The organism is Streptomyces sp. NPDC058796, from assembly GCF_042745235.1.
Classification (GTDB): domain Bacteria; phylum Actinomycetota; class Actinomycetes; order Streptomycetales; family Streptomycetaceae; genus Streptomyces.
Genome location: NZ_JBHYOP010000004.1, coordinates 121457 through 140369 on the forward strand (window position 1 = coordinate 121457; position 18913 = coordinate 140369).

General features: G+C 70.0%; 21 protein-coding genes. 8 read left to right on the forward strand and 13 right to left on the reverse strand.

The features are described 5' to 3' along the window. Nucleotides 1-69 precede the first annotated feature (69 nt). On the reverse strand, nucleotides 70-2805 hold the full coding sequence (gene ppc, locus ACFW47_RS12385; protein ID WP_386305730.1) for a phosphoenolpyruvate carboxylase: 2736 nt from the start codon (nucleotides 2803-2805) through the stop codon (nucleotides 70-72). A 291-nt stretch (nucleotides 2806-3096) separates the two neighbouring features. Between ppc and ACFW47_RS12390 the strand changes: the two genes are divergently transcribed. Genes ACFW47_RS12390 through ACFW47_RS12400 form a run of 3 tightly spaced genes read left to right on the forward strand, consistent with a single transcriptional unit; the run spans nucleotide 3097 to nucleotide 5988 of the window. Next, the gene (locus ACFW47_RS12390) at nucleotides 3097-4116 is read left to right on the forward strand and encodes an acyl-CoA desaturase (protein WP_386281115.1); all 1020 of its coding nucleotides are present in this window, start codon (nucleotides 3097-3099) and stop codon (nucleotides 4114-4116) included. Next, nucleotides 4113-4790 (forward strand): TetR/AcrR family transcriptional regulator, encoded by a 678-nt coding sequence (locus tag ACFW47_RS12395; protein WP_073729285.1) that lies wholly within the window; start codon nucleotides 4113-4115, stop codon nucleotides 4788-4790. The genes ACFW47_RS12390 and ACFW47_RS12395 overlap by 4 nt, the downstream gene beginning before the upstream one ends. A 22-nt stretch (nucleotides 4791-4812) precedes the next feature. Beyond that, complete coding sequence (locus tag ACFW47_RS12400) at nucleotides 4813-5988, forward strand: CaiB/BaiF CoA transferase family protein (protein WP_386281112.1); 1176 nt, start codon at nucleotides 4813-4815, stop codon at nucleotides 5986-5988. Between the two features lie 16 nt (nucleotides 5989-6004). Here ACFW47_RS12400 and ACFW47_RS12405 read toward each other — a convergent pair whose 3' ends face one another. Together ACFW47_RS12405 and ACFW47_RS12410 are read right to left on the reverse strand one after the other, a co-directional pair. Further along, complete coding sequence (locus ACFW47_RS12405; RefSeq protein ID WP_386281110.1) at nucleotides 6005-6382, reverse strand: VOC family protein; 378 nt, start codon at nucleotides 6380-6382, stop codon at nucleotides 6005-6007. Then, nucleotides 6379-7200 (reverse strand): trans-aconitate 2-methyltransferase, encoded by an 822-nt coding sequence (locus ACFW47_RS12410; protein ID WP_386305732.1) that lies wholly within the window; start codon nucleotides 7198-7200, stop codon nucleotides 6379-6381. Before ACFW47_RS12410 ends, ACFW47_RS12405 begins: the two co-directional genes overlap by 4 nt. 119 nt (nucleotides 7201-7319) lie before the next feature. Here ACFW47_RS12410 and tamR point away from each other — a divergent pair, with 119 nt between their 5' ends. Next, nucleotides 7320-7817, forward strand: a complete 498-nt coding sequence (tamR, locus tag ACFW47_RS12415) for a MarR family transcriptional regulator TamR (RefSeq protein WP_361212189.1) — start codon at nucleotides 7320-7322, stop codon at nucleotides 7815-7817. On the opposite strand, the gene ACFW47_RS12420 is transcribed toward tamR, so the two are convergent. Next, nucleotides 7776-8543, reverse strand: coding sequence for a LuxR C-terminal-related transcriptional regulator (locus ACFW47_RS12420; protein WP_386281105.1), 768 nt, complete (start codon nucleotides 8541-8543; stop codon nucleotides 7776-7778). The two genes, tamR and ACFW47_RS12420, sit on opposite strands and share 42 nt — an antisense overlap. A 259-nt stretch (nucleotides 8544-8802) precedes the next feature. Here ACFW47_RS12420 and ACFW47_RS12425 point away from each other — a divergent pair, with 259 nt between their 5' ends. Beyond that, nucleotides 8803-9261, forward strand: a complete 459-nt coding sequence (locus ACFW47_RS12425; RefSeq protein ID WP_386281103.1) for a GNAT family N-acetyltransferase — start codon at nucleotides 8803-8805, stop codon at nucleotides 9259-9261. Nucleotides 9262-9756: 495 nt separating this feature from the next. On the opposite strand, the gene ACFW47_RS12430 is transcribed toward ACFW47_RS12425, so the two are convergent. After that, nucleotides 9757-10404, reverse strand: coding sequence for a hypothetical protein (locus ACFW47_RS12430; protein ID WP_386305734.1), 648 nt, complete (start codon nucleotides 10402-10404; stop codon nucleotides 9757-9759). An 8-nt stretch (nucleotides 10405-10412) separates the two neighbouring features. Then, on the reverse strand, nucleotides 10413-10592 hold the full coding sequence (locus ACFW47_RS12435; RefSeq protein WP_382714607.1) for a hypothetical protein: 180 nt from the start codon (nucleotides 10590-10592) through the stop codon (nucleotides 10413-10415). Here ACFW47_RS12435 and ACFW47_RS12440 point away from each other — a divergent pair. After that, nucleotides 10585-11016, forward strand: coding sequence for a hypothetical protein (locus tag ACFW47_RS12440; protein WP_386305736.1), 432 nt, complete (start codon nucleotides 10585-10587; stop codon nucleotides 11014-11016). The genes ACFW47_RS12435 and ACFW47_RS12440 overlap by 8 nt on opposite strands. Here the strand turns inward: ACFW47_RS12440 and ACFW47_RS12445 are convergent. From ACFW47_RS12445 to galT, 7 genes are all read right to left on the reverse strand, one after another. After that, nucleotides 11013-11255 carry a putative T7SS-secreted protein gene (locus tag ACFW47_RS12445; RefSeq protein WP_386305738.1) on the reverse strand — a complete coding sequence of 81 codons (243 nt, stop codon included), beginning with the start codon at nucleotides 11253-11255 and terminating at the stop codon, nucleotides 11013-11015. The genes ACFW47_RS12440 and ACFW47_RS12445 overlap by 4 nt on opposite strands. Before the next feature lie 47 nt (nucleotides 11256-11302). Then, nucleotides 11303-11605, reverse strand: coding sequence for a hypothetical protein (locus ACFW47_RS12450; RefSeq protein WP_386305739.1), 303 nt, complete (start codon nucleotides 11603-11605; stop codon nucleotides 11303-11305). A 17-nt stretch (nucleotides 11606-11622) separates the two neighbouring features. Next, nucleotides 11623-12687 carry a hypothetical protein gene (locus ACFW47_RS12455; RefSeq protein ID WP_386305741.1) on the reverse strand — a complete coding sequence of 355 codons (1065 nt, stop codon included), beginning with the start codon at nucleotides 12685-12687 and terminating at the stop codon, nucleotides 11623-11625. Then, nucleotides 12675-13331, reverse strand: coding sequence for a hypothetical protein (locus tag ACFW47_RS12460; protein ID WP_386305743.1), 657 nt, complete (start codon nucleotides 13329-13331; stop codon nucleotides 12675-12677). The genes ACFW47_RS12455 and ACFW47_RS12460 overlap by 13 nt, the downstream gene beginning before the upstream one ends. Before the next feature lie 116 nt (nucleotides 13332-13447). Further along, nucleotides 13448-14611 (reverse strand): galactokinase, encoded by a 1164-nt coding sequence (galK, locus tag ACFW47_RS12465; RefSeq protein WP_386305744.1) that lies wholly within the window; start codon nucleotides 14609-14611, stop codon nucleotides 13448-13450. A 20-nt stretch (nucleotides 14612-14631) separates the two neighbouring features. Further along, nucleotides 14632-15600, reverse strand: coding sequence for a UDP-glucose 4-epimerase GalE (gene galE / locus ACFW47_RS12470; RefSeq protein ID WP_386281079.1), 969 nt, complete (start codon nucleotides 15598-15600; stop codon nucleotides 14632-14634). Further along, nucleotides 15597-16658, reverse strand: coding sequence for a galactose-1-phosphate uridylyltransferase (galT, locus tag ACFW47_RS12475; RefSeq protein ID WP_386281076.1), 1062 nt, complete (start codon nucleotides 16656-16658; stop codon nucleotides 15597-15599). Before galT ends, galE begins: the two co-directional genes overlap by 4 nt. A 179-nt stretch (nucleotides 16659-16837) precedes the next feature. Between galT and ACFW47_RS12480 the strand changes: the two genes are divergently transcribed. Both ACFW47_RS12480 and ACFW47_RS12485 read left to right on the forward strand, forming a co-directional pair. Then, nucleotides 16838-18517 (forward strand): sodium:solute symporter family protein, encoded by a 1680-nt coding sequence (locus tag ACFW47_RS12480; RefSeq protein ID WP_386305746.1) that lies wholly within the window; start codon nucleotides 16838-16840, stop codon nucleotides 18515-18517. 21 nt (nucleotides 18518-18538) lie between these two features. Then, nucleotides 18539-18847 (forward strand): hypothetical protein, encoded by a 309-nt coding sequence (locus tag ACFW47_RS12485; RefSeq protein ID WP_386305747.1) that lies wholly within the window; start codon nucleotides 18539-18541, stop codon nucleotides 18845-18847. Nucleotides 18848-18913: the final 66 nt, after the last annotated feature.

The following is an 18913-nucleotide window of genomic DNA, read 5'->3' on the forward strand; positions in this document are numbered from 1 at the left end:
TGTACGGCATGACGGTGCCCCGGGCTCTGGTGAGTCCGGGGCGCCCGTCGTTTCCGGCCGCGGGGGCCGTCAGCCGGTGTTGCGCAGGCCGGCGGCGACTCCGTTGACGGTGAGGAGGAGGGCTCGGGCGAGCAGGGGGTCGGGGGTCTCGCCCGCGGCGGCGGCCTCGCGCTGGCGGCCGAGGAGCGCGACCTGGAGGTAGGAGATCGGGTCGAGGTAGGCGTCGCGGATGGTGAAGGTCTGCTTGAGGACGGGGTCGGCGTCGAGCAGTTCCTTCTCGCCGGTGACGCGCAGCACCTCGGCGACGGTGAGCTCGTGTTCGGCCTTGATCCGGTCGAAGACGTGCTTGAGCTCGTCCGGGACGAGGGTGTCGACGTAGTGCTGGGCGATGCGCAGGTCGGTCTTGGCGAGGGTCATCTCGACGTTGGAGATGAAGTTGCGGAAGAAGTGCCACTGCTGGTGCATCTCGTCCAGGACGGTGTCCAGGCCGGCCTCGCGCAGGGCCTTGAGGCCGGAGCCGACTCCGTACCAGCCGGGGACGATCTGCCGTGACTGGGTCCAGCCGAACACCCACGGGATGGCGCGCAGTCCGTCGAGCGACACGCCCGAGCCGGGGCGGCGGGAGGGCCGCGAGCCCAGGTGCAGGTCGGCGAGCTGGTCGACCGGCGTGGAGGCCAGGAAGTACGTCGGCAGGTCGGGGTCCTCGACCAGCTTGCGGTAGGCCGTGTGGGCGGCGTCGGAGACGACGTCCATGGCGGCGTCCCAGCGGGCGAGGGCCTCGTCGGACTGGCGGGGTGCGGTGTGCAGGGCGGAGGCCTGGAGGGTGGCCGCGACGGTCAGTTCCAGGTTCTCCCTGGCCAGCGAGGGGATGAGGTACTTGTCGGAGATGACCTCGCCCTGCTCGGTGACCTTGATCTCGCCTTCGAGGGTGCCCCAGGGCTGGGCGAGGATGGCGTCGTGGGTGGGGCCGCCGCCGCGGCCGACGGTGCCGCCGCGGCCGTGGAAGAGGCGCAGGCGTACGCCGTAGCGGTGGGCGACGTCGCGCAGGCGGCGCTGGGCGCGGTGGATCTCCCACTGGCTGGTGGTGATGCCGCCGAACTTGGAGGAGTCGGAGTAGCCGAGCATGACCTCCTGGACGTCTCCGCGCAGGGCGACCAGGCGCCGGTAGGAGGGGTCGGCGAGGAGGTCCTCGAGGATGGTGTCGGCGGCCTTGAGCTCGTCGGTGGTCTCCAGGAGCGGCACGATGCCGATCTTGGCCCAGCCGGCGTGCAGGTCGATGAGTCCGGCCTCGCGGGCGAGTACGGCCGCGGCGAAGACGTCGTCGGCGCCCTGGCACATGGAGATGATGTAGGACTCGATGACCTCGGGGCCGAAGACCTCCAGGGCGCGCTTGACGGTCTGGAAGACGCCGAGGGTCTTCTCGCCGGCGGCGTCGACGGGTGCCGGGCTGGGCGCCAGCGGGCGCCGGGACCGCAGCTCCTTGGCGAGGAGCTTGGCGCGGTACTCGCGGGGCATGTCGGCGTAGCGCCAGGATTCCTCGCCGAGCCGGTCGAAGAGCTGGCCGAGGGCGTGGTGGTGGGCGTCGGCGTGTTCGCGGACGTCCATGGTGGCGAGCTGGAGGCCGAAGGCGGCGAGCGTGCGGATGGTGCGGGCGAGGCGGCCGTCGGCGAAGAGTCCGCCGCGGTGTTCGCGCAGGGAGGTCTGGACGAGCCGCAGGTCGTCCAGGAGCTGTGCGGTGCCGAGGTAGTCGCGGCCGGCCTCGTGGGGGGTGCCCTTGGCGAGGCGCTGCTTGGTGTTCTCCAGCTTCTGCCGGATGCAGGTGGCCTTGAGCCGGTAGGGCTCCTCGGCGTTGAGCCGCTTGTAGCGCGGGCTGATCTCGGGGAGCAGTTCCAGGTCTGCCTGGAGCGAGGCCAGCAGTTCCTCCGTGGCACCCGCGTACCGGATGGAGTTGGACAGGAAGCCGCGCAGCTCGTCGATCATCTCCAGGGCGTCGTTGATGCCGTGCTCGTGCTGGAGGATGAGGACGTCCCAGGTGACCTCGGGGGTGACGTTGGGGTTGCCGTCGCGGTCGCCGCCGATCCAGGTGCCGAAGGTGAGCGGGCGGGTGTCGTCGGGGAGCTCGACGCCGGCGCGTTCCAGTTCGGCGGTCAGGTCCTCCAGGACGTCGCCGACGGCGCCCGCGTGCAGCTCGTCGAGGTAGTAGATGGCGTTGCGGGCCTCGTCGGCGGGCTCCGGGCGGACCACGCGCAGCTCGTCGGTCTGCCACACCAGGTCGATGTTCTCGGCGAGGCGGGTGTCGAGGCGGCGGCGGTCGGACTCGTTGACCGGGGTGTCGAGGAGGGCGGCGATGCGGCGCAGCTTGTTGAGGACGGAGCGGCGGGCGGCCTCGGTGGGGTGTGCGGTGAAGACGGGGCGCACGTTGAGGTTGCGGACGGTGTCGCGCAGGTGCTCGGGGTCGGCGTCCTTGAGGCGGTCGGCCGTCCGGGCGAGGAGCCCGCCTTCGGCGGCGCGCTTGGCGCCGAGTTCGCGGCCGCGGTGGACCTGCTCGGTGACGTTGGCGAGGTGGAAGTAGGTGGAGAAGGCGCGCACCAGCTTGGCGGCGGTCTCCAGTTCGGTGCCGCGCAGCAGCTCGGCGGCGGCCTCGCCGTCCTCTCGGGTGAGTCGGCGGACCTTCTCGACGAGGTCCAGCAGCTCGGGGCCTTCCTGCCGCACGAGGGTCTCTCCGAGGAGGTCACCCAGCCGGCGGATGTCGGCACGCAGCTCGCTGCTGGTCGTCGTGGTGGTCTGGTCGTCGGCACTGCTCACAGGTGCGGCTCCTTGCAGTGTTGAAGCTCGTCTGGGAGGGAACCCGGACGGCGTCTCGCGCGGCGGGCGCCGCTTACGGGGCCGGACGTCCGGGAAGTATTCCGAGCGGACCGCGCTGTCCGACCGACTCCCAGGATAGGTGTCGGCCAGGACGCGCAGGTTCTCGGGCTCTTGCCGCGGGGCGACGCACTGCCATACTTACGTCGCCGTAGGTTACGGAACCGTAGGAAAGTGTGCATGGTTCCCGCAGCCCGGCACCGGACACCACCCTCGACCCCACAGGGGACGCGCATGACCTCGAGTTCCGATGTGATCGCAGACGCTCCGAAGCCCCCTGAGCCGCCCGGCGGCGGCTCCGCCTCTTCCGCGACGCTGGGGGGTGAGCAGAAGCGGTCCATCGAGCAGATCACGCTGTTGTTGTTCATCACCGTTCCGTTCCTGGCGCTGGTGGCGGCGGTGCCGCTGGCGTGGGGATGGGGGGTGAGCTGGCTGGACCTGGGGCTGCTGGTCTTCTTCTACTTCCTGGGCTGCCACGGCATCACCATCGGCTTCCACCGTCACTTCACCCACGGTTCGTTCAAGGCGAAACGTCCGCTGAAGATCGCGTTGGCGATCGCCGGTTCGATGGCCGTGGAGGGGCCGCTGGTGCGCTGGGTGGCGGACCACCGCAAGCACCACAAGTTCTCCGACGACGAGGGCGACCCGCATTCGCCGTGGCGGTACGGCGAGACGGTGCCGGCGCTGATCAAGGGCCTGTGGTGGGCGCACATCGCGTGGATGTTCGACGAGGAGCAGACGCCGCAGGACAAGTACGCACCGGATCTGATCAAGGACCCCGCGCTGCGTGCGATCTCCCGGCAGTTCATCCTGTGGACGGTGGTGTCGCTGGCCCTCCCGGCCCTGATCGGCGGCCTGGTCACGATGTCGTGGTGGGGCGCGTTCACCGGCTTCTTCTGGGGTTCACTCGTCCGGGTGGCTCTGCTGCACCACGTGACGTGGTCGATCAACTCGATCTGCCACGCGGTCGGCAAGCGTCCGTTCAAGTCGCGGGACCGTTCGGGCAACGTGTGGTGGCTGGCGGTCCTGTCCTGCGGTGAGTCCTGGCACAACCTGCACCACGCCGACCCGACGTCGGCGCGGCACGGTGTGATGCGCGGCCAGTTGGACTCGTCGGCGCGGCTGATCCGCTGGTTCGAGCAGCTGGGGTGGGCGTACGACGTGCGGTGGCCGTCACGCTCGCGTATCGATTCCCGCCGCAACACGGACCAAGGTTCCTCCCGGCGCCGGAAGGAAACCGTCGAGACGGCATGATGGTCGCTGTGGCGACCGACTCCAGCAGCACCCCGAGCAACGAGAAGCCGCGGCGTGCGCGTCGCACCCGGATGACCGGTGCCGAGCGCCGCCAGCAGCTGCTGGAGATCGGTCGCACCCTCTTCGCGGCGAAGGGCTTCGAGGGCACGTCGGTGGAGGAGATCGCGGCGAAGGCCGGGGTCTCCAAGCCGGTGGTGTACGAGCACTTCGGCGGCAAGGAGGGGCTGTACGCGGTGGTGGTGGACCGTGAGATGCGGCGGCTGCTGGACATGGTGACCAGTTCCCTGACCGCGGGCCATCCGCGTGAGCTGTGCGAGCAGGCGGCCTTCGCCCTCCTGGACTACATCGAGGAGTACACGGACGGCTTCCGCATCCTGGTCCGCGACTCCCCCATCCCCCAGTCGACGGGTTCCTTCGCCTCCCTCATCTCGGACATCGCCACCCAGGTGGAGGACATCCTGGGCCGCGAGTTCAAGAGCCGCGGTTTCGACGCCAAGCTGGCCCCGCTGTACGCGCAGGCACTGGTCGGCATGGTGGCGCTGACCGGGCAGTGGTGGCTGGACGTGCGCAAGCCCAAGAAGGCGGAGGTGGCGGCGCACCTGGTGAACCTGGCGTGGCACGGGCTGGACGGCCTGGAGCCGAAGCCGCGCCTGATAGGGCACCGGAAGAACTAGGACCGTACGGGAGCCGGAGCCCATGCAGCCGCTGCGCGGAATCACCGTCGTCTCACTCGAACAGGCGGTCGCCGCCCCCTACGCCAGCCGTCAGCTCGCCGATCTCGGCGCGCGGGTGATCAAGGTGGAGCGTCCGGGGACGGGTGACTTCGCCCGCGCCTACGACACCCGGGTGAAGGGCTTGAGCTCGCACTTCGTGTGGGTGAACCGCAACAAGGAGTCCGTGACCCTCGACATCAAGGACCCGCGGGGCATGGCGGTGCTGCGCCGCCTGATCGCGGGCGCCGACGTGTTCCTGCAGAACCTGGCGCCGGGCGCGGCGGCCCGGGCGGGGCTCGGGGCCGGGGAACTGCGGGAGCGGCACCCTTCGCTGATCGTGTGCGACATCTCCGGTTACGGCTCCCCGGGCCCGTACGAGGGCCGCAAGGCGTACGACCTGATGGTGCAGGCCGAGTCGGGGCTGCTGTCGGTGACGGGCACCCCGGAGGAGATGGCCAAGGTGGGCGTCTCGGTCTCGGACGTCGCCGCCGGGATGTACGCGTACAGCTCGATCCTCGCGGCGCTGCTGGAGCGCGGGCGCACAGGCCGGGGCACGCATCTGGACGTGTCGATGCTGGAGGCCACCGTGGAGTGGATGGGCTTCCCGCTGTACTACGCCTTCGACGGCGCCGAGCCGCCGCCGCGGGCCGGTGCCGCGCACGCGACGATCCACCCGTACGGCCCCTTCACGGCGGGTGACGGGAAGGTCGTCATGATGGCGATCCAGAACGAGCGCGAGTGGCAGGGTTTCTGTACGCGGTTCCTGGGCCGCCCGGAGCTGGCGGCGCACCCCCACTACGCCACCAACGCGGACCGCAACGCGCACCGCGAGGAACTGGGCGAGGTGATCGCGGCCCGGTTCGCGGAGCTGACCGGCGCGGAGGCGATCGAGCTGCTCGGCGCGGTGCCGGTGGCGAACGCGCGGGTGAACACGCTCGCCGAGGTGTGGGACCACCCGCAGCTGGCCGCGCGGGGGCGCCGGCACGAGGTGCCCACGCCGGCCGGTCCGGTGCCGGCGTTCGCGCCGCCGGGCCCGAAGGGGGCGGCGCCCCGCATGGAGGCGGTCCCGGCGCTGGGCGAGCACACCCGCGCCGTCCTCGGCGAGCTGGGCCTGTCCGGGGAGGAGATCGACGCGCTGGTCGCGGCGGGGGTGGCGTGAGCGCCGCCGGCCGGGGTCACGGCCGCTCCGGTGGGTCCGGCTCCAGGAACTCCAGGCGGTTGCCGACGGGGTCCGCGCAGTAGAAGCGCCGGTGGCCGGGCAGGTCGTCGTCCCAGGTAACGGGCGTGCCCCGGGCCTCCAGCCGGGCGGCGTACGCGTCGATCCCGGCGACGCGCAGGCCGGGGTGGGCCTTGCGGGCGGGCCGGAAGCCGGTCGTCTCGACGCCCAGGTGGAGCTGGACCGTTCCCGCCCGGAACCAGCAGCCGCCTCGGGCGGCGAGCGCGGGCGGCTTGGGCACCTCGGTCAGGCCCAGGACACCGGCGTAGAAGGCGCGCAGCGCCTCCTCGGCACCGGGTGGCGCGGCGAGCTGTACGTGGTCGAGGCCGGTGATCACCGGTCGGCCGGCTTCCGGGCGACGGCGAAGATCCGGCGGAAGGGGAAGGCGGTGCCGTGCGGCCCCGGCGGGTAGGCGGCGCGCAGGACGGTGCGGTACTCCTCGACGAACGCGTCGCGGGCCTCGGGGTCGTCGTCGAGGGCGGTGATCACGGGCCGCAGTCCCGTCCCTTTCACCCAGTCCAGTACGGCGTCCTCGCCGGGCAGCAGGTGTACGTACGTCGTCTCCCACACGTCGGCGGTGCAGCCGGCGGCGGTCAGGTGGGCGAGGTAGGCCTCGGGGGTGAGGACGGCGTCGTCGTGGCGGAGGGTGCCGGCGAGGCGGTGGCGCCAGCGCGGGGAGTGCGCGAGTTCGCGCATCAGACGGTGACTGGGGGCGGCGAAGTTGCCGGGGACCTGGAAGGCGAGGACGCCGCCGGGGGCGAGGCCCGCGATCCAGTCGGGGAAACGTTCCGTGTGGCCGGGGACCCACTGGAGGGTGGCGTTGCTGATGACGAGGTCGTGGGGTTCGGCGGGGGTCCAGGTGCGGGCGTCGGCGGGCGCGAAGTCGAGGTGGCCGCCGTCGGGGGTGTCCCCGGCGTGCTGCCGGGCGCGTTCCAGCATCTCGGCGGAGTTGTCGTAGCCGGTGACGCGGGCGGTGGGCCAGCGGTCGGCGAGCAGGGTGGTGACGTGGCCGGGGCCGCAGCCGAGGTCGGCGATGCGGGGTCGGTCCCCGGGCAGATCGGGGACGCGGGCGAGGAGGTCGGCGAAGGGGCGGGCGCGGGGTCCGGCGTGGCGCAGGTACTGGGCGGGGTCCCAGGTGGGGGTGGTGGCGAGCATGGGGCCTCCAGAGGCCGACGGTCCGGGTCGGGTACCCAGCGTCACCCCATTATTATCTTGACGTCAAGACAATTGACATCAAGAGACTTCACGTCGACACAACCACTACACTGATCGTCATGGAGGACGAGGTCGATCGACTGGTCGCAGCGTGGCGCCGGGAGCGCCCGGACCTCGACGTGGAACCGCTCGAGGTACTGAGCCGGGTCAGCAGGCTCGCCCGGCACCTGGACCGCGCCCGCCGCCTCGCCTTCTCCGAACACAATCTCGAGCCGTGGGAGTTCGACGTCCTGACGGCACTGCGCCGCGCGGGCACCCCGTACCAGCTCTCCCCGGGCCAGCTTCTCACCCAGACCCTGGTCACCTCGGGCACGATGACCAACCGCATCGACCGCCTCGCCAAGAAGGGCCTGGTGGAGCGCCTGCCCGACCCCAGCGACCGGCGCGGCGTGCTGGTCCGGCTCACGGACGAGGGCCGCGACCGCGCCGACCAGTCCCTGGCGGGCCTGCTGGCACAGGAGCGCGCGATCCTGGCCGAGCTCTCCCGCGCCCAGCGCGGCGAACTGGCGGGCCTGCTACGCCAGCTGACCGCCCCGTTCGACAACATCCCCGGCTAGGTCGACCGGCCCCACCCCGGCCCGCCGGGCCAGCGCCACGGCCGCGAGGGTCGAGTGCACGCCCAGCTTCCCCAGCACGTTCTGCATGTGTGTCCGCACGGTGTGCGGGGACAGGTACAGACGCTCCGCGACCGCCTTGCGCCCGAGCCCGGCGACCATGCAGCGCAGCACCTCCCGCTCCCGCGGGGTCAGCGACTCCACCAGCCGCTCGCTCTCGGTGCGGTGCTTGCGGGCGGCGGTCAGCTCGCGCAGGACGCCGGTGAGCAGCGCGGGCGGCAGATGCGTCTCGTCCCGCAGCACACCCCGGATCACACTGAGCAGCCGCGACAGCGAGCAGTCCTTCGCCACCCACCCCGATGCCCCGGCCCCCAGCGCGAGGGCCGCCCGCCGGGGATCGTCCTTCTCGGCGAGGACGACGGTCCGCACGCCCGGCTGCCCCGACCGCACCCCGGCGACCAGTGAGATCCCGTCGACCAGCCCGTCCTCGTTGCCCTCCCGCACCGGCACGGCGGGCCGCGCGCCGGGCACGTGTCCGCCCAGGTCGGCGTCGACGAGCAGCACGTCGTACCGCCGCCCCTCGGACGCGGCCCGCTCCAGGCAGCGCAGCGCGGCCGGGCCGCTGCCGGCCGCGGAGACCTCCACGTCCGGCTCGGCCGCCAGCGCGGCGGCGAGCGACTCGGCGAAGATGCGATGGTCGTCGACGACCAGGACACGGATACGAACCACGAAACCCCCTCCCCCAGGCTCCTGACGGAGCAGGGGCACCCATCGTCTGTCCAGCCACGGAACGGGGAGAACGACACCGGGACGGGTCGCCGCAGTCGCACGGCCGCCGCCGTGCGGTCACCGCCACCCCCGCCCCGGGCGCCGTACCCGGCTGTCTCGCCCCCTGAACGGCACCGGCCCCCACCGGTGCTGTTCATCAGAGTACGGGCGGGCGCCGGGAGCGGAAGGTTATTTGCAGAACTGACAGCCCGACGCGTTTATGGTGAGCCGCATGTTTCGTCTCGTGACAGAAGTGGACAGGACACGGCGCGATCTGCTGCGCACCCGGCTCCGGGAGACGAACACGACGGCCTCCTCCGTCCTGCGCTCCCTGCGCGGAACCCCTCACGAACGCGAACACCCCCTGCACGTCTGGGCCCTCGACCAGTCGTCCGGCACCCTGGCCGGCGGCCTCGTCGGCCACACCTGGGCGACCTGGCTGCACGTCACGTACCTGTGGGTCGACACCCCCCACCGCGGCACGGGCCTGGGCTCCGCCCTCCTCACCGAGGCGGAACGGACGGCCCGCGACGAACGGCGCTGCGCGGCGGCCCGCGTGGAGACCTGGGACTTCCAGGCACCGGACTTCTACCGGAAGCAGGGGTACGAGGTGGTGTGCGTGATCCCGGACTATCCGCCGGGGGTCACGGAGTACACGCTGGTGAAGCGGTTGGGATGAGCGGGCCGGCGACTACGGGCCCGGGTCCGGTCGTCACTCGGACTCCAGCCCCATGTCCTTCGCGCTGTAGCGGGGCAGCCCGGCCGTCTCGACGGTCCAGGTCCCGAGCTCCGTGGCGAGGGTGACCGCCTTGCCGTACGGGAGGTGGAGCCGGTTCTAGCACTCGAGCTTCTATGACCGAGCCGGACCGCGCCGCACCTCTTGCCTCCAAAACGCCCCGCAGAGCTCCGCGAGCCGCCGTGGCCGCGTCGCCGCCATGTGATGGCTCGCCCTTGAACATGTGGAGGCAGTCAGCCGCATACACGACACCGACCTCCTTGAGGAAGCGCGAAACCTGGTGCAATGCCCGGGCCGGGTGACTGAGCTTCTCCTGGTCGAGGTCTTCCGTCCCGGCCAGCCGGGCGTAGCGTCTGTTCAGCTCGGTCCATGCCGTCTCGAAGTCCGTGCCGACAGGGATGTCCTCGAAGTCCGTCGGGACGGAGAAGTCGACACGGATCACGAGCCGTTCCCCCTAGGACCGCCCCGCTCATTGCCGCTGACCGGAGGGGGAGGAGCAGGAGGCGGCGGCCCCCACCGCTGGGACTGCTGCTGGTCGAAGCGGGTCACCTTTCGGCGGTTGCGCTCATACCAACTCCTCATCCAGCGCGGAGTCAGGGCCGCCACCACGCCTAGAAGGGCTGCCGTCGCCAGCAGGGCGACCGCGCCGCCGATCGTCTCGCGCGCCACCCACGCCAGTACCAGGAAGGCGGCGCTGAGAAGAATCGCTATGACGACCAGGCCCCGCGAGCCGTGCGTTTCATACGCAGCCATGTTCTGCCGCGCCGAAGCCGCCTCCATCGGAGCGATCTGCCTGCCGGGGACGGGCGGCATCCCCGCCGGAGCCGACATGTGGGAGAACAGGGGGCCACCAGCCCGCAGACGGTCCATCGTGCGCTGCGCGCGTTGGCGGACGTCCGGGGAGTCGTCCCGCAGATAGGTGAGCCGCCATTGCCCCCGAGTGACGATGTCAGTCTCGTGAAGCTTGTAACCCAGTTCGAAGGCCACCGCCGCGATTCTGTTGCTCTGCGATACCTCTCGACCTCTCAGCGTGATCTCTGCGGTGCCTCGCCCATCGAAGTAGGCGAGGATCTGTTCATCCTTCATGAGGGGCATCACTTCTCTTGTTGCGCGGCACGATCCTTCTCTCTCCCGGCATTCCAGGCGTTCTCGAACCCCACGAGGAGGAATCCGCCCCCTCCGGGCATGGCAAGTTCGGCCTTCTGACGGTTGTTCTGCGGTGCGAAGTAACCCAGTGCTGTCGGATCTGCGATGAAGGACGCGACGGTGTCCACCAGCCCGAAATTGGCGGAGGCCTCAGCGGCACGGCTTCCGGCTACGACCGCAGTCACCCCCCTTGAACGCGAGCCCGAACGGGAGAGCACCCAGTGCATCCTGCGCGAGGGTTCGGTTGGAGACCACGGCGTCACCGCCAACCGCCCGCGCCGTCCCATGGAGCGCCAGCGCCCCGCCGGAGAAGCCGCCCGCCACCGTACCCACCGTTACGGATGCCAGGGCGAGGGGCGGGAAGAACACACTGAGACCGAGCATGACGAGCGAGATCGCACCCAGTGCGGCGCTCACAGTCGCCAGGACGTCACCGAGGGCAGCGATGGTGCAAGCGTGTTCCTCGAGCCACTTGACCGCGTCGGCAACGGCCGCGCTGACGGCTTCTGCGACGATGTCATCGAGCTTGCCGAGAGTCTTGCCGATGTCTAGAAGAGTGTCACCGATCTTGTCCAGCAGGCCGGGCTCGTTCGGGGCGATGTATCGTCGAACTGCTCCCGGAACGCGTTGGCATGGCGCCCCTTCCAGTCGGCTTCGTCGGTGCCATGCAGCGCATCGGATATCTCGTCCAGCGCCTTGGCCGTGCGCTGCACGATGTTCGCGACGTGCTTCGAAGTCTGCGGGTCGCCGGGGCAGGGGACGAACTCCAGGGCCGGGAACCGGTCCTTCATGGGAGAGGTCTAGGTCTGCGTAGGCGACAACCAGGAGAACGGATCGCTCACGCCTGCTGCTCCCGTGCTTTCCGCAGCTCCTTGGCCAGCGTGTCGTCGAGGTCCTCGAACGCCTGCTGCATCTTGTCGAGCGTTTTGACCGCGGCACCCGAGAACTTCTTGATCTGCTTGATGCCGTACGACCACTCGTCGCCGAAGTCGTTCATGCGTGAGGCGAGCATGCTCACGCCCATGGAGGCGCCGTCGACCTCTTCCATCTCCTTGCCGGGACGCTCCATGACTTCGCCGATGTGCTCGATATTCGTCCGCACACGCTTCAGTACACCAGAATCGATGGATATGTCGCTCATTATTCCCCGTTCCTTGTTCAGCGGTTGACGGCCTGGATCTCCTGGACCACGACATCCTGGTCGGCACCGAACTGACCGTCGGGAAGGTCGCCGGCCTCACCGGTCGTGCTCGTCCAGCTGATCTTCCAGGTGACGGTCGCTTGGAGTTTGTAAGAGCCGTCGCCGGATGAACGGAGGTACTTCACTCCACAGGGCGGGGTCTCGTCGGCCTTCCCCTTGGCGTAGGGCTCACCGATCCGACCGTCGCGGATCTCGCACTGGCCGGAGGCGGGGTACGTGACGGCGTCGTCCGTGCCCGGGCTGATCTCAAGGGAAACGGGCTCGGCCGTGGTCGTCGCGCTGAGGCCGAGGAGCGGCACGGACGCGGTGACGGAAACCGGCTTGAACTCGGCGGTGTCCAGCCAGGCCCAGGTCGGAAGGTTGACCTTTGTGGTGTCCGCGGGGGCGAGTTCGACCTCGGTGGAAGGGACGCGGATCTCGGCGTAGGCGAGCTGGGCGAGCATCTCAACGTTGATGGCCTGCGGGACATCGGCCGGCGGGGCGGCCCCCTCGTCGACCCAGAAGGGCAGCTCGTCGCATTCCTGGGAGGCTGGGTCCGTTTCCCGCCCCTCGGTGATGTACGCGTCCCACCAGTAGCCCTCGCCCTCCTTGTCCCTGTTGAAGTCCTTGTAGGGCTTGCCGTTGACGAAGTGATTCTGCGTCTTCAGGGACCACTGCGGGCTGGGCGCGCTGCTTTCCCAGACCTGGCGCATCTGCGCCTCGATCTCCTTGGGCGTGTACTTCGGCGCGTAGTAGCAGGCTGGGGGTGTCCAGGACGTGGACGACGCCGTGACCGCTCCGGTCGCCTCCCCGGCGCCGTTCTTCGAGCGGTCGAACACGATCGTTCCGCTGACACCGGACTTGAGGGTGTCACCGTCGCGTCCGCCCGAGGCACCCGTGTCCGTCCCGGTCCCGCCGCCGAACTCTCCGCCGTTCCCCGAGCCCGTCCGGTCTGCCATCGCGGCAGGGGGCATGCCCAGCGTCAGCAGAAGGACGGTCGCCGCCACCGTCGCGTGCCTCAGGGGCCGCGTCACCGCTGGCATGCCGAGGCTCCCCGAGTCGCAACGAGCTTCGTGGTCTCCCAGACGCCGTCATCGTTGAGACGCAGTTGCCCGGTGTAGGCGACATAGCTGTTCTCGGAGGCGACGGTCCTTTTGACCTCGCCAGTCTTGATGACTTTGTCGTAGGCCTTGGACTCGTCCGCGCAATAGCCGATCGCTGCGGAATTCTCGGAGTTCACCTCCACCTTGCGGTCGTAGTAACGCACAGTGCCGGTGATGGCCAGGCCGCCGTCCACGTACCCCTTGACCCAGTCGTGCGCGGCCGCAGCCGCTTCCCCTTCGGTGTAGAACTCGAGCGCCGGAAATTCGGGGTCGCCGGCGACGATGGCTGCGTCCATGGCTTTCACGAATTCCGCATTATCGCGTAGTACCGCGTCCTTCGCGGCGTCACCGGTCTTCTCCGGCGTGAAGACGTCCTTGACGTCCGGCGGCAGGGTGATCTTCGGGCGTTCGGCAGAACCCGACGCACTCGGCGAAGCTGAGGTCGAAGCTTCACCACCCGTATCCGCCCCCGCGATCTTGTCGCTGCCCTCGGAGCTCTCCTCACCGCCCCCGCAGGCGGACAGCGACAGAGCCGCGACGGCGGTCAACGCGGCAGCGGCGAGCAGGGTGGGGCGGCGGTTCACGGATGGCTCCCGGTGGGGCGAGGGTTCTCACGAGTGACGCAACGCTATCGACCGGGCCTGGTGAGGGGGTAGTTGGGTTCGCGTCAGCACCGCCTTGCCGGGACCGCCCCGAGGCGTCACCCCACCCGCCGCGCCCCCGCCGAAGGCACCGCCTCGAACACCCGCGGGGCGGTGAAGCCCCTTGCCGCGAAGGCCTCCTCCACCGCCTTCGTGATGGCGTCCACGTCGGACACGTCCGCCAGCACGATCGCCGAGCCGCCGAAGCCGCCGCCGGTCATGCGGGCGCCGAGGGCGCCGGAGGCGAGGGCCGTGCCGACGACCAGGTCGAGTTCGGGGCAGGAGATGCGGAAGTCGTCGCGCAGCGAGGTGTGGCCCTCGACGAGGACGGGGCCGATGGCGCGGGTGTCGCCGGATTCCAGGAGCGCCACCACCCGCTCGACGCGCTCGTCCTCCGTGACGACGTGCCGGACCAGGCGGCGGACCTCCTCGTCGTCGGCCAGGCGTTCCAGCGCCGCGTCGAGTTCGCCGTACGGGACGTCCCGCAGGGCGTCCACGCCCAGCAGCGCCGCGCCCTTCTCGCAGCCGGCGCGGCGCTTGCCGTACTCGCCCTCGCTGTGGGAGTGCTTGACCTGCGTGTCCACGACGAGCAGGCGCATGCCCTCGGCCGCGAGGTCGAAGGGGATCTGGCGCTGGGAGAGGTCGCGGGTGTCGAGGAAGAGGGCGTGGCCCGCTTCGCAGCAGGCGGAGGCGGTCTGGTCCATGATGCCGACGGGGGCGCCGACGTAGACGTTCTCCGCACGCTGGCACAGGCGGGCCAGCTGCCAGCCGCGCAGGCCGAGGGAGTAGAGGTCGTTCAGGGCCAGGGCGACCACGACTTCCAGGGCCGCCGAGGAGGACAGGCCCGCGCCGGACGGGACCGTGGAGGCCAGGTGGATGTCGGCGCCGGTCAGCTCGTGGCCGGCCTCGCGCAGCGCCCAGACCACGCCCGAGGGGTACGCGGTCCAGGCCTTGTCCGACTCGGGGGTCAGGTCGGCGACGCGCAGCTCGACGGGGCCGGCGCCGATGTCCGCCGAGTGCAGGCGCAGGATGCCGTCGTCCCGGCGGGAGACGGCCGCGACCGCGGTGTGCGGCAGGGCGAAGGGCATGACGAAGCCGTCGTTGTAGTCGGTGTGCTCGCCGATGAGGTTGACGCGGCCGGGGGCGGCCCAGATCCCCTCCGGCTCCGCGCCGTACAGCTCCCGGAACCGCTCGCCGACGGCCTTCGCCACAGCCTCGCCCATGTCCTGCCCCTCGCTCTTCCCTATTCCTGGCCCGCGCGCCGCTGCGCGAACTCCCACGCGTCCGCCACGATGCCCGCGAGGTCCGCGCGGGACGGGTTCCAGCCCAGCTTCTCCTTCGCGGTGTCCGCCGACGCCACCAGGACCGCCGGGTCGCCGCCCCGGCGCGGTGCCACGACCTCGGGGATCGGGTGGCCGGTCACGCGGCGGACGGTCTCGACGACCTCGCGGACGGAGAAGCCGTTGCCGTTGCCCAGGTTGCAGATGAGGTGCTCGCCCGGGACTGCGGCCGCGACCGCCAGCAGGTGCGCCTCGGCCAGGTCGGCGACGTGGATGTAGTCGCGCACGCAGGTGCCGTCCGGCGTCGGGTAGTCGTCGCCGAAGACGGAGATGGCGTCGCGGCGGCCCTGCGCCACCTGGAGGACCAGGGGGATCAGGTGGGACTCGGGGTCGTGACGCTCGCCGTACTCGCCGTACGCGCCCGCGACGTTGAAGTAGCGCAGCGACACCGCGCCCAGCCCGTGGGCCGCCGCCTCACCGCTGATCATGTGGTCGACGGCGAGCTTCGAGGCGCCGTACGGGTTCGTCGGCCTGGTCGGGGCGGCCTCCACGATCGGCACCTGCTCCGGCTCGCCGTAGGTGGCGGCCGTGGAGGAGAAGACGAGGCGCCGCACTCCCGCCGTACGCATGGCCTCCAGCAGGGCCATGGTGCCGCCGACGTTGTTGTCCCAGTACTTCTCGGGCTTCACGACGGACTCGCCGACCTGGGAGAAGGCGGCGAAGTGCAGCACGCCGTCGTACGACGCGTCCAGCCACTTGGCCGCGTCGCGGATGTCCCCCTCGATGAAGGTGGCACCCGACGGCACGCCCTCCCGGAAGCCCGTCGACAGGTTGTCGAGGACGACGACCTCGTGGCCCGCCTCCAGCAGATGCTGGGCGACCACGCTGCCGACATAGCCGGCCCCGCCCGTCACCAGGTACTTCCCGCTCATGAACTCGCTACCTCTCGCAGTCGCTCGGCCGCGCGCTCCGGGGGCACGTCGTTGATGAACACGTCCATGCCGGACTCGGAGCCCGCGAGGAACTTCAGCTTGCCGGACGTACGGCGGATAGTGAAAAGTTCCAGGTGGAGCGCGAAGTCGTCCCGCGCCACCCCCTCGAAGTCCTCCAGCTGTCCGAACGGGGCCTGGTGCCAGGCCGCGATGTACGGCGTGGGGGGCTCGGCCTCCCCGAAGATCCGGTCGAAGCGCCTCAAGAGTTCCAGATAGACGCGGGGGAACTCCGCGCGGGCCGCCTCGTCGAGGCCGAGCAGGTCGGGCACCCGCCGCTTGGGGTAGAGGTGCACCTCGTACGGCCAGTGCGCGGAGTACGGCACGAAGGCCGCCCAGTGCTCGCCCTCCAGGACGACCCGCTCACCGGCCAGCTCCTCCTCCAGCACGGCGTCGAAGAGGTTCTCGCCGCCGGTCGCGTCCTTGTGCGCGGCGAGCGAACGGAGCATCTGCGCGGTGCGGGGCGTGGTGAAGGGGTAGGCGTAGATCTGGCCGTGCGGGTGACCCAGCGTCACCCCGATCTCGGCACCGCGGTTCTCGAAACAGAACACCTGCTCCACGGAGGCCAGGTGCGACAGCTCCGAGGTGCGATCGGTCCAGGCGTCGAGTACGAGCCGGGCCTGCTCCTCGCTCAGATCGGCGAAGGAGGCGTTGTGGTCGGAGGTGAAGCAGACGACCTCGCAGCGGCCGGAGTCGCCGGCCAGCGAGGGGAAGCGGTTCTCGAAGACCACCACGTCGTACGACGAGTCCGGGATCTCGCTCAGCCGCTCCCCGTGCGACGGGCACAGCGGGCACTGGTCGGCGGGCGGGTGGTAGGTGCGGCCCTGGCGGTGCGAGGCGATGGCGACCGAGTCGCCGAGCAGCGGGTCGCGGCGGACCTCGGAGGTGGTGACGGTCCGCTCCAGCGGGCGCCGGTCCACGGCGTCGCGCACCGCGTCGTCGTGCAGGTCGTAGTAGACGAGCTCGCGACCGTCGGCCAGCCGGGTCGAGGTCTTCTTCACAGCCGCACTCCTCCGTACCCACACCCAATCATCCAACACAATCAAACATAACACTTCACAACCCACCAGCCATGCGGATCATCACAATCAAACAAAGAACACCACCAAAACTGTTCAATTCCTGAACGCGGAGGCGTAGGTTCCGCTGCGGATCAGTTCGCGCAACGAAGCGAGTTCGTATGCATACCCCCACATACCTAGCCGCGGAGCTTCGACTCCCCACCAACTGGCTCGACTACACGATCCTCGGGATCTACTTCGTGGCCGTGCTCGGCATCGGCTTCGCCGCCCGCCGGTCGGTCAAGACCAGCCTGGACTTCTTCCTGTCCGGCCGTTCGCTGCCCGCCTGGGTCACCGGCCTCGCCTTCGTCGCGGCCAACCTGGGCGCCACCGAGATCCTCGGCATGGCCGCCAACAGCGCCCAGTACGGTGTCTACACGACCCACTGGTACTGGATCGGCGCCATCCCGGCCATGGTCTTCCTGGGCCTGGTGATGATGCCGTTCTACTACGGCTCCAAGGTCCGCTCGGTCCCGGAGTTCCTGCTGCTGCGCTTCGACAGGTCCTCACACCTGCTGAGTTCGATCCTGTTCGCCGTCGCGGCCATCCTGATCGCCGGCGTGAACCTCTACGCCCTCGCGATCGTCGTCGAGGCACTGCTGGGCTGGCCCCAGTGGGTGGCCATCGTCGTCGCCGGCTTCTTCGTCCTGGCGTACATCACGCTCGGCGGCCTGTCCTCGGCGATCTACAACGAGGTCCTCCAGTTCTTCGTGATCCTGGCCGGTCTCATCCCGATCACGATCCTGGGCCTGAAGAAGGTCGGCGGCTGGGACGGCCTGTCCGACTCCCTCACCCAGTCCCGCGGCGGCGACTTCATGACCGCCTGGGGCGGCACGGGCATCGGCAGCGACAACCCGCTGGGCGCCAACTGGCTCACCATCGTCCTCGGCCTCGGCTTCGTCCTCTCCTTCGGCTACTGGACGACGAACTTCGCCGAGGTGCAGCGCGCCCTGTCCGCGAAGAACCTCTCGGCGGCCCAGCGCACCCCGCTCATCGCCGCCTTCCCGAAGATCTTCATCGTCTTCGTCGTCATGATCCCCGGCCTGGTCGCCGCGGTCCTCGTCCCGAAGATCGGCACGCCCGGCTCGGACCTCCAGTACAACGACGCGATCCCGTACCTGATGCAGCAACTGCTGCCCAACGGTGTCCTCGGCATCGCGGTCACCGGTCTCCTGGCCGCGTTCATGGCGGGCATGGCGGCGAACATCTCCTCCTTCAACACGGTCTTCACCAACGACGTCTGGGCGCGTTACGTCGTGAAGGGCCGGGAGGACGACTACTACGTCCGCTTCGGCCGCCTGATCACCGTGATCGGCGTCCTCGCCTCCATCGGCACGGCGTTCCTGGCCTCGTCGTTCTCGAACATCATGAGCTACCTCCAGACGCTCTTCTCCTTCTTCAACGTGCCGATGTTCGTGGTCTTCATCATCGGCATGTTCTGGAAGCGGGCGTCCATGAAGTCCGGCTTCTGGGGCCTGATCGCGGGCACCACGGCCGCGATGGTGAACTACTTCGTCATCTACAAGCAGGGCATCATCGACATCCCGTCCGACCAGGGCGCCAACTTCGTCTCCGCGATCGCGGGCTTCGTGGCCGGCGCGGTGGTCATGGTCGCCGTGTCCCTGTTCACCGCGCCCAAGCCGGCCGCGGAACTCCAGGGCCTCGTCTACGGCACCGTCTCCCCCGGCATGTCCGAGGCGCCCGCCAAGGGTGACGACGCGTGGTACCGCAAGCCGGCGCTGCTGGGCTGGGGTGCGGTCGTGCTGGCCGCCGCCTGCTACATCCCGTTCTCGTTCTGATCGCGGGAGGATTGAGAGAGCATGTCCGATTCCTACTCCGACAAGAACGTCCAGGACGAGGTCTCCGAGCTGGAGACCAAGTCCATCACCGCCGCGCGGCTGTTCGACATCCGGCGGATCATCGGCGGACTGTTCGTGGTCTACGGCGTCATCGTGACGATCGCGGGTTTCGTGGCGTCCAACGACGAGATCGACAAGGCGCAGGGAGTGAACATCAACCTCTGGACCGGGCTGGGGATGCTGGTGCTGGGGCTGTTCTTCCTGGCGTGGCTGAAACTGCGGCCCGCGGCTCCGCCGACTCCGCCACTGGAGGAGACCTCCGAGAAGTGACGCCGGTCCCGTGAACGCCGTGTCCCTGACCGGCGTTCACGGGCCCCCGGCGCGGGTGTGGGCGCG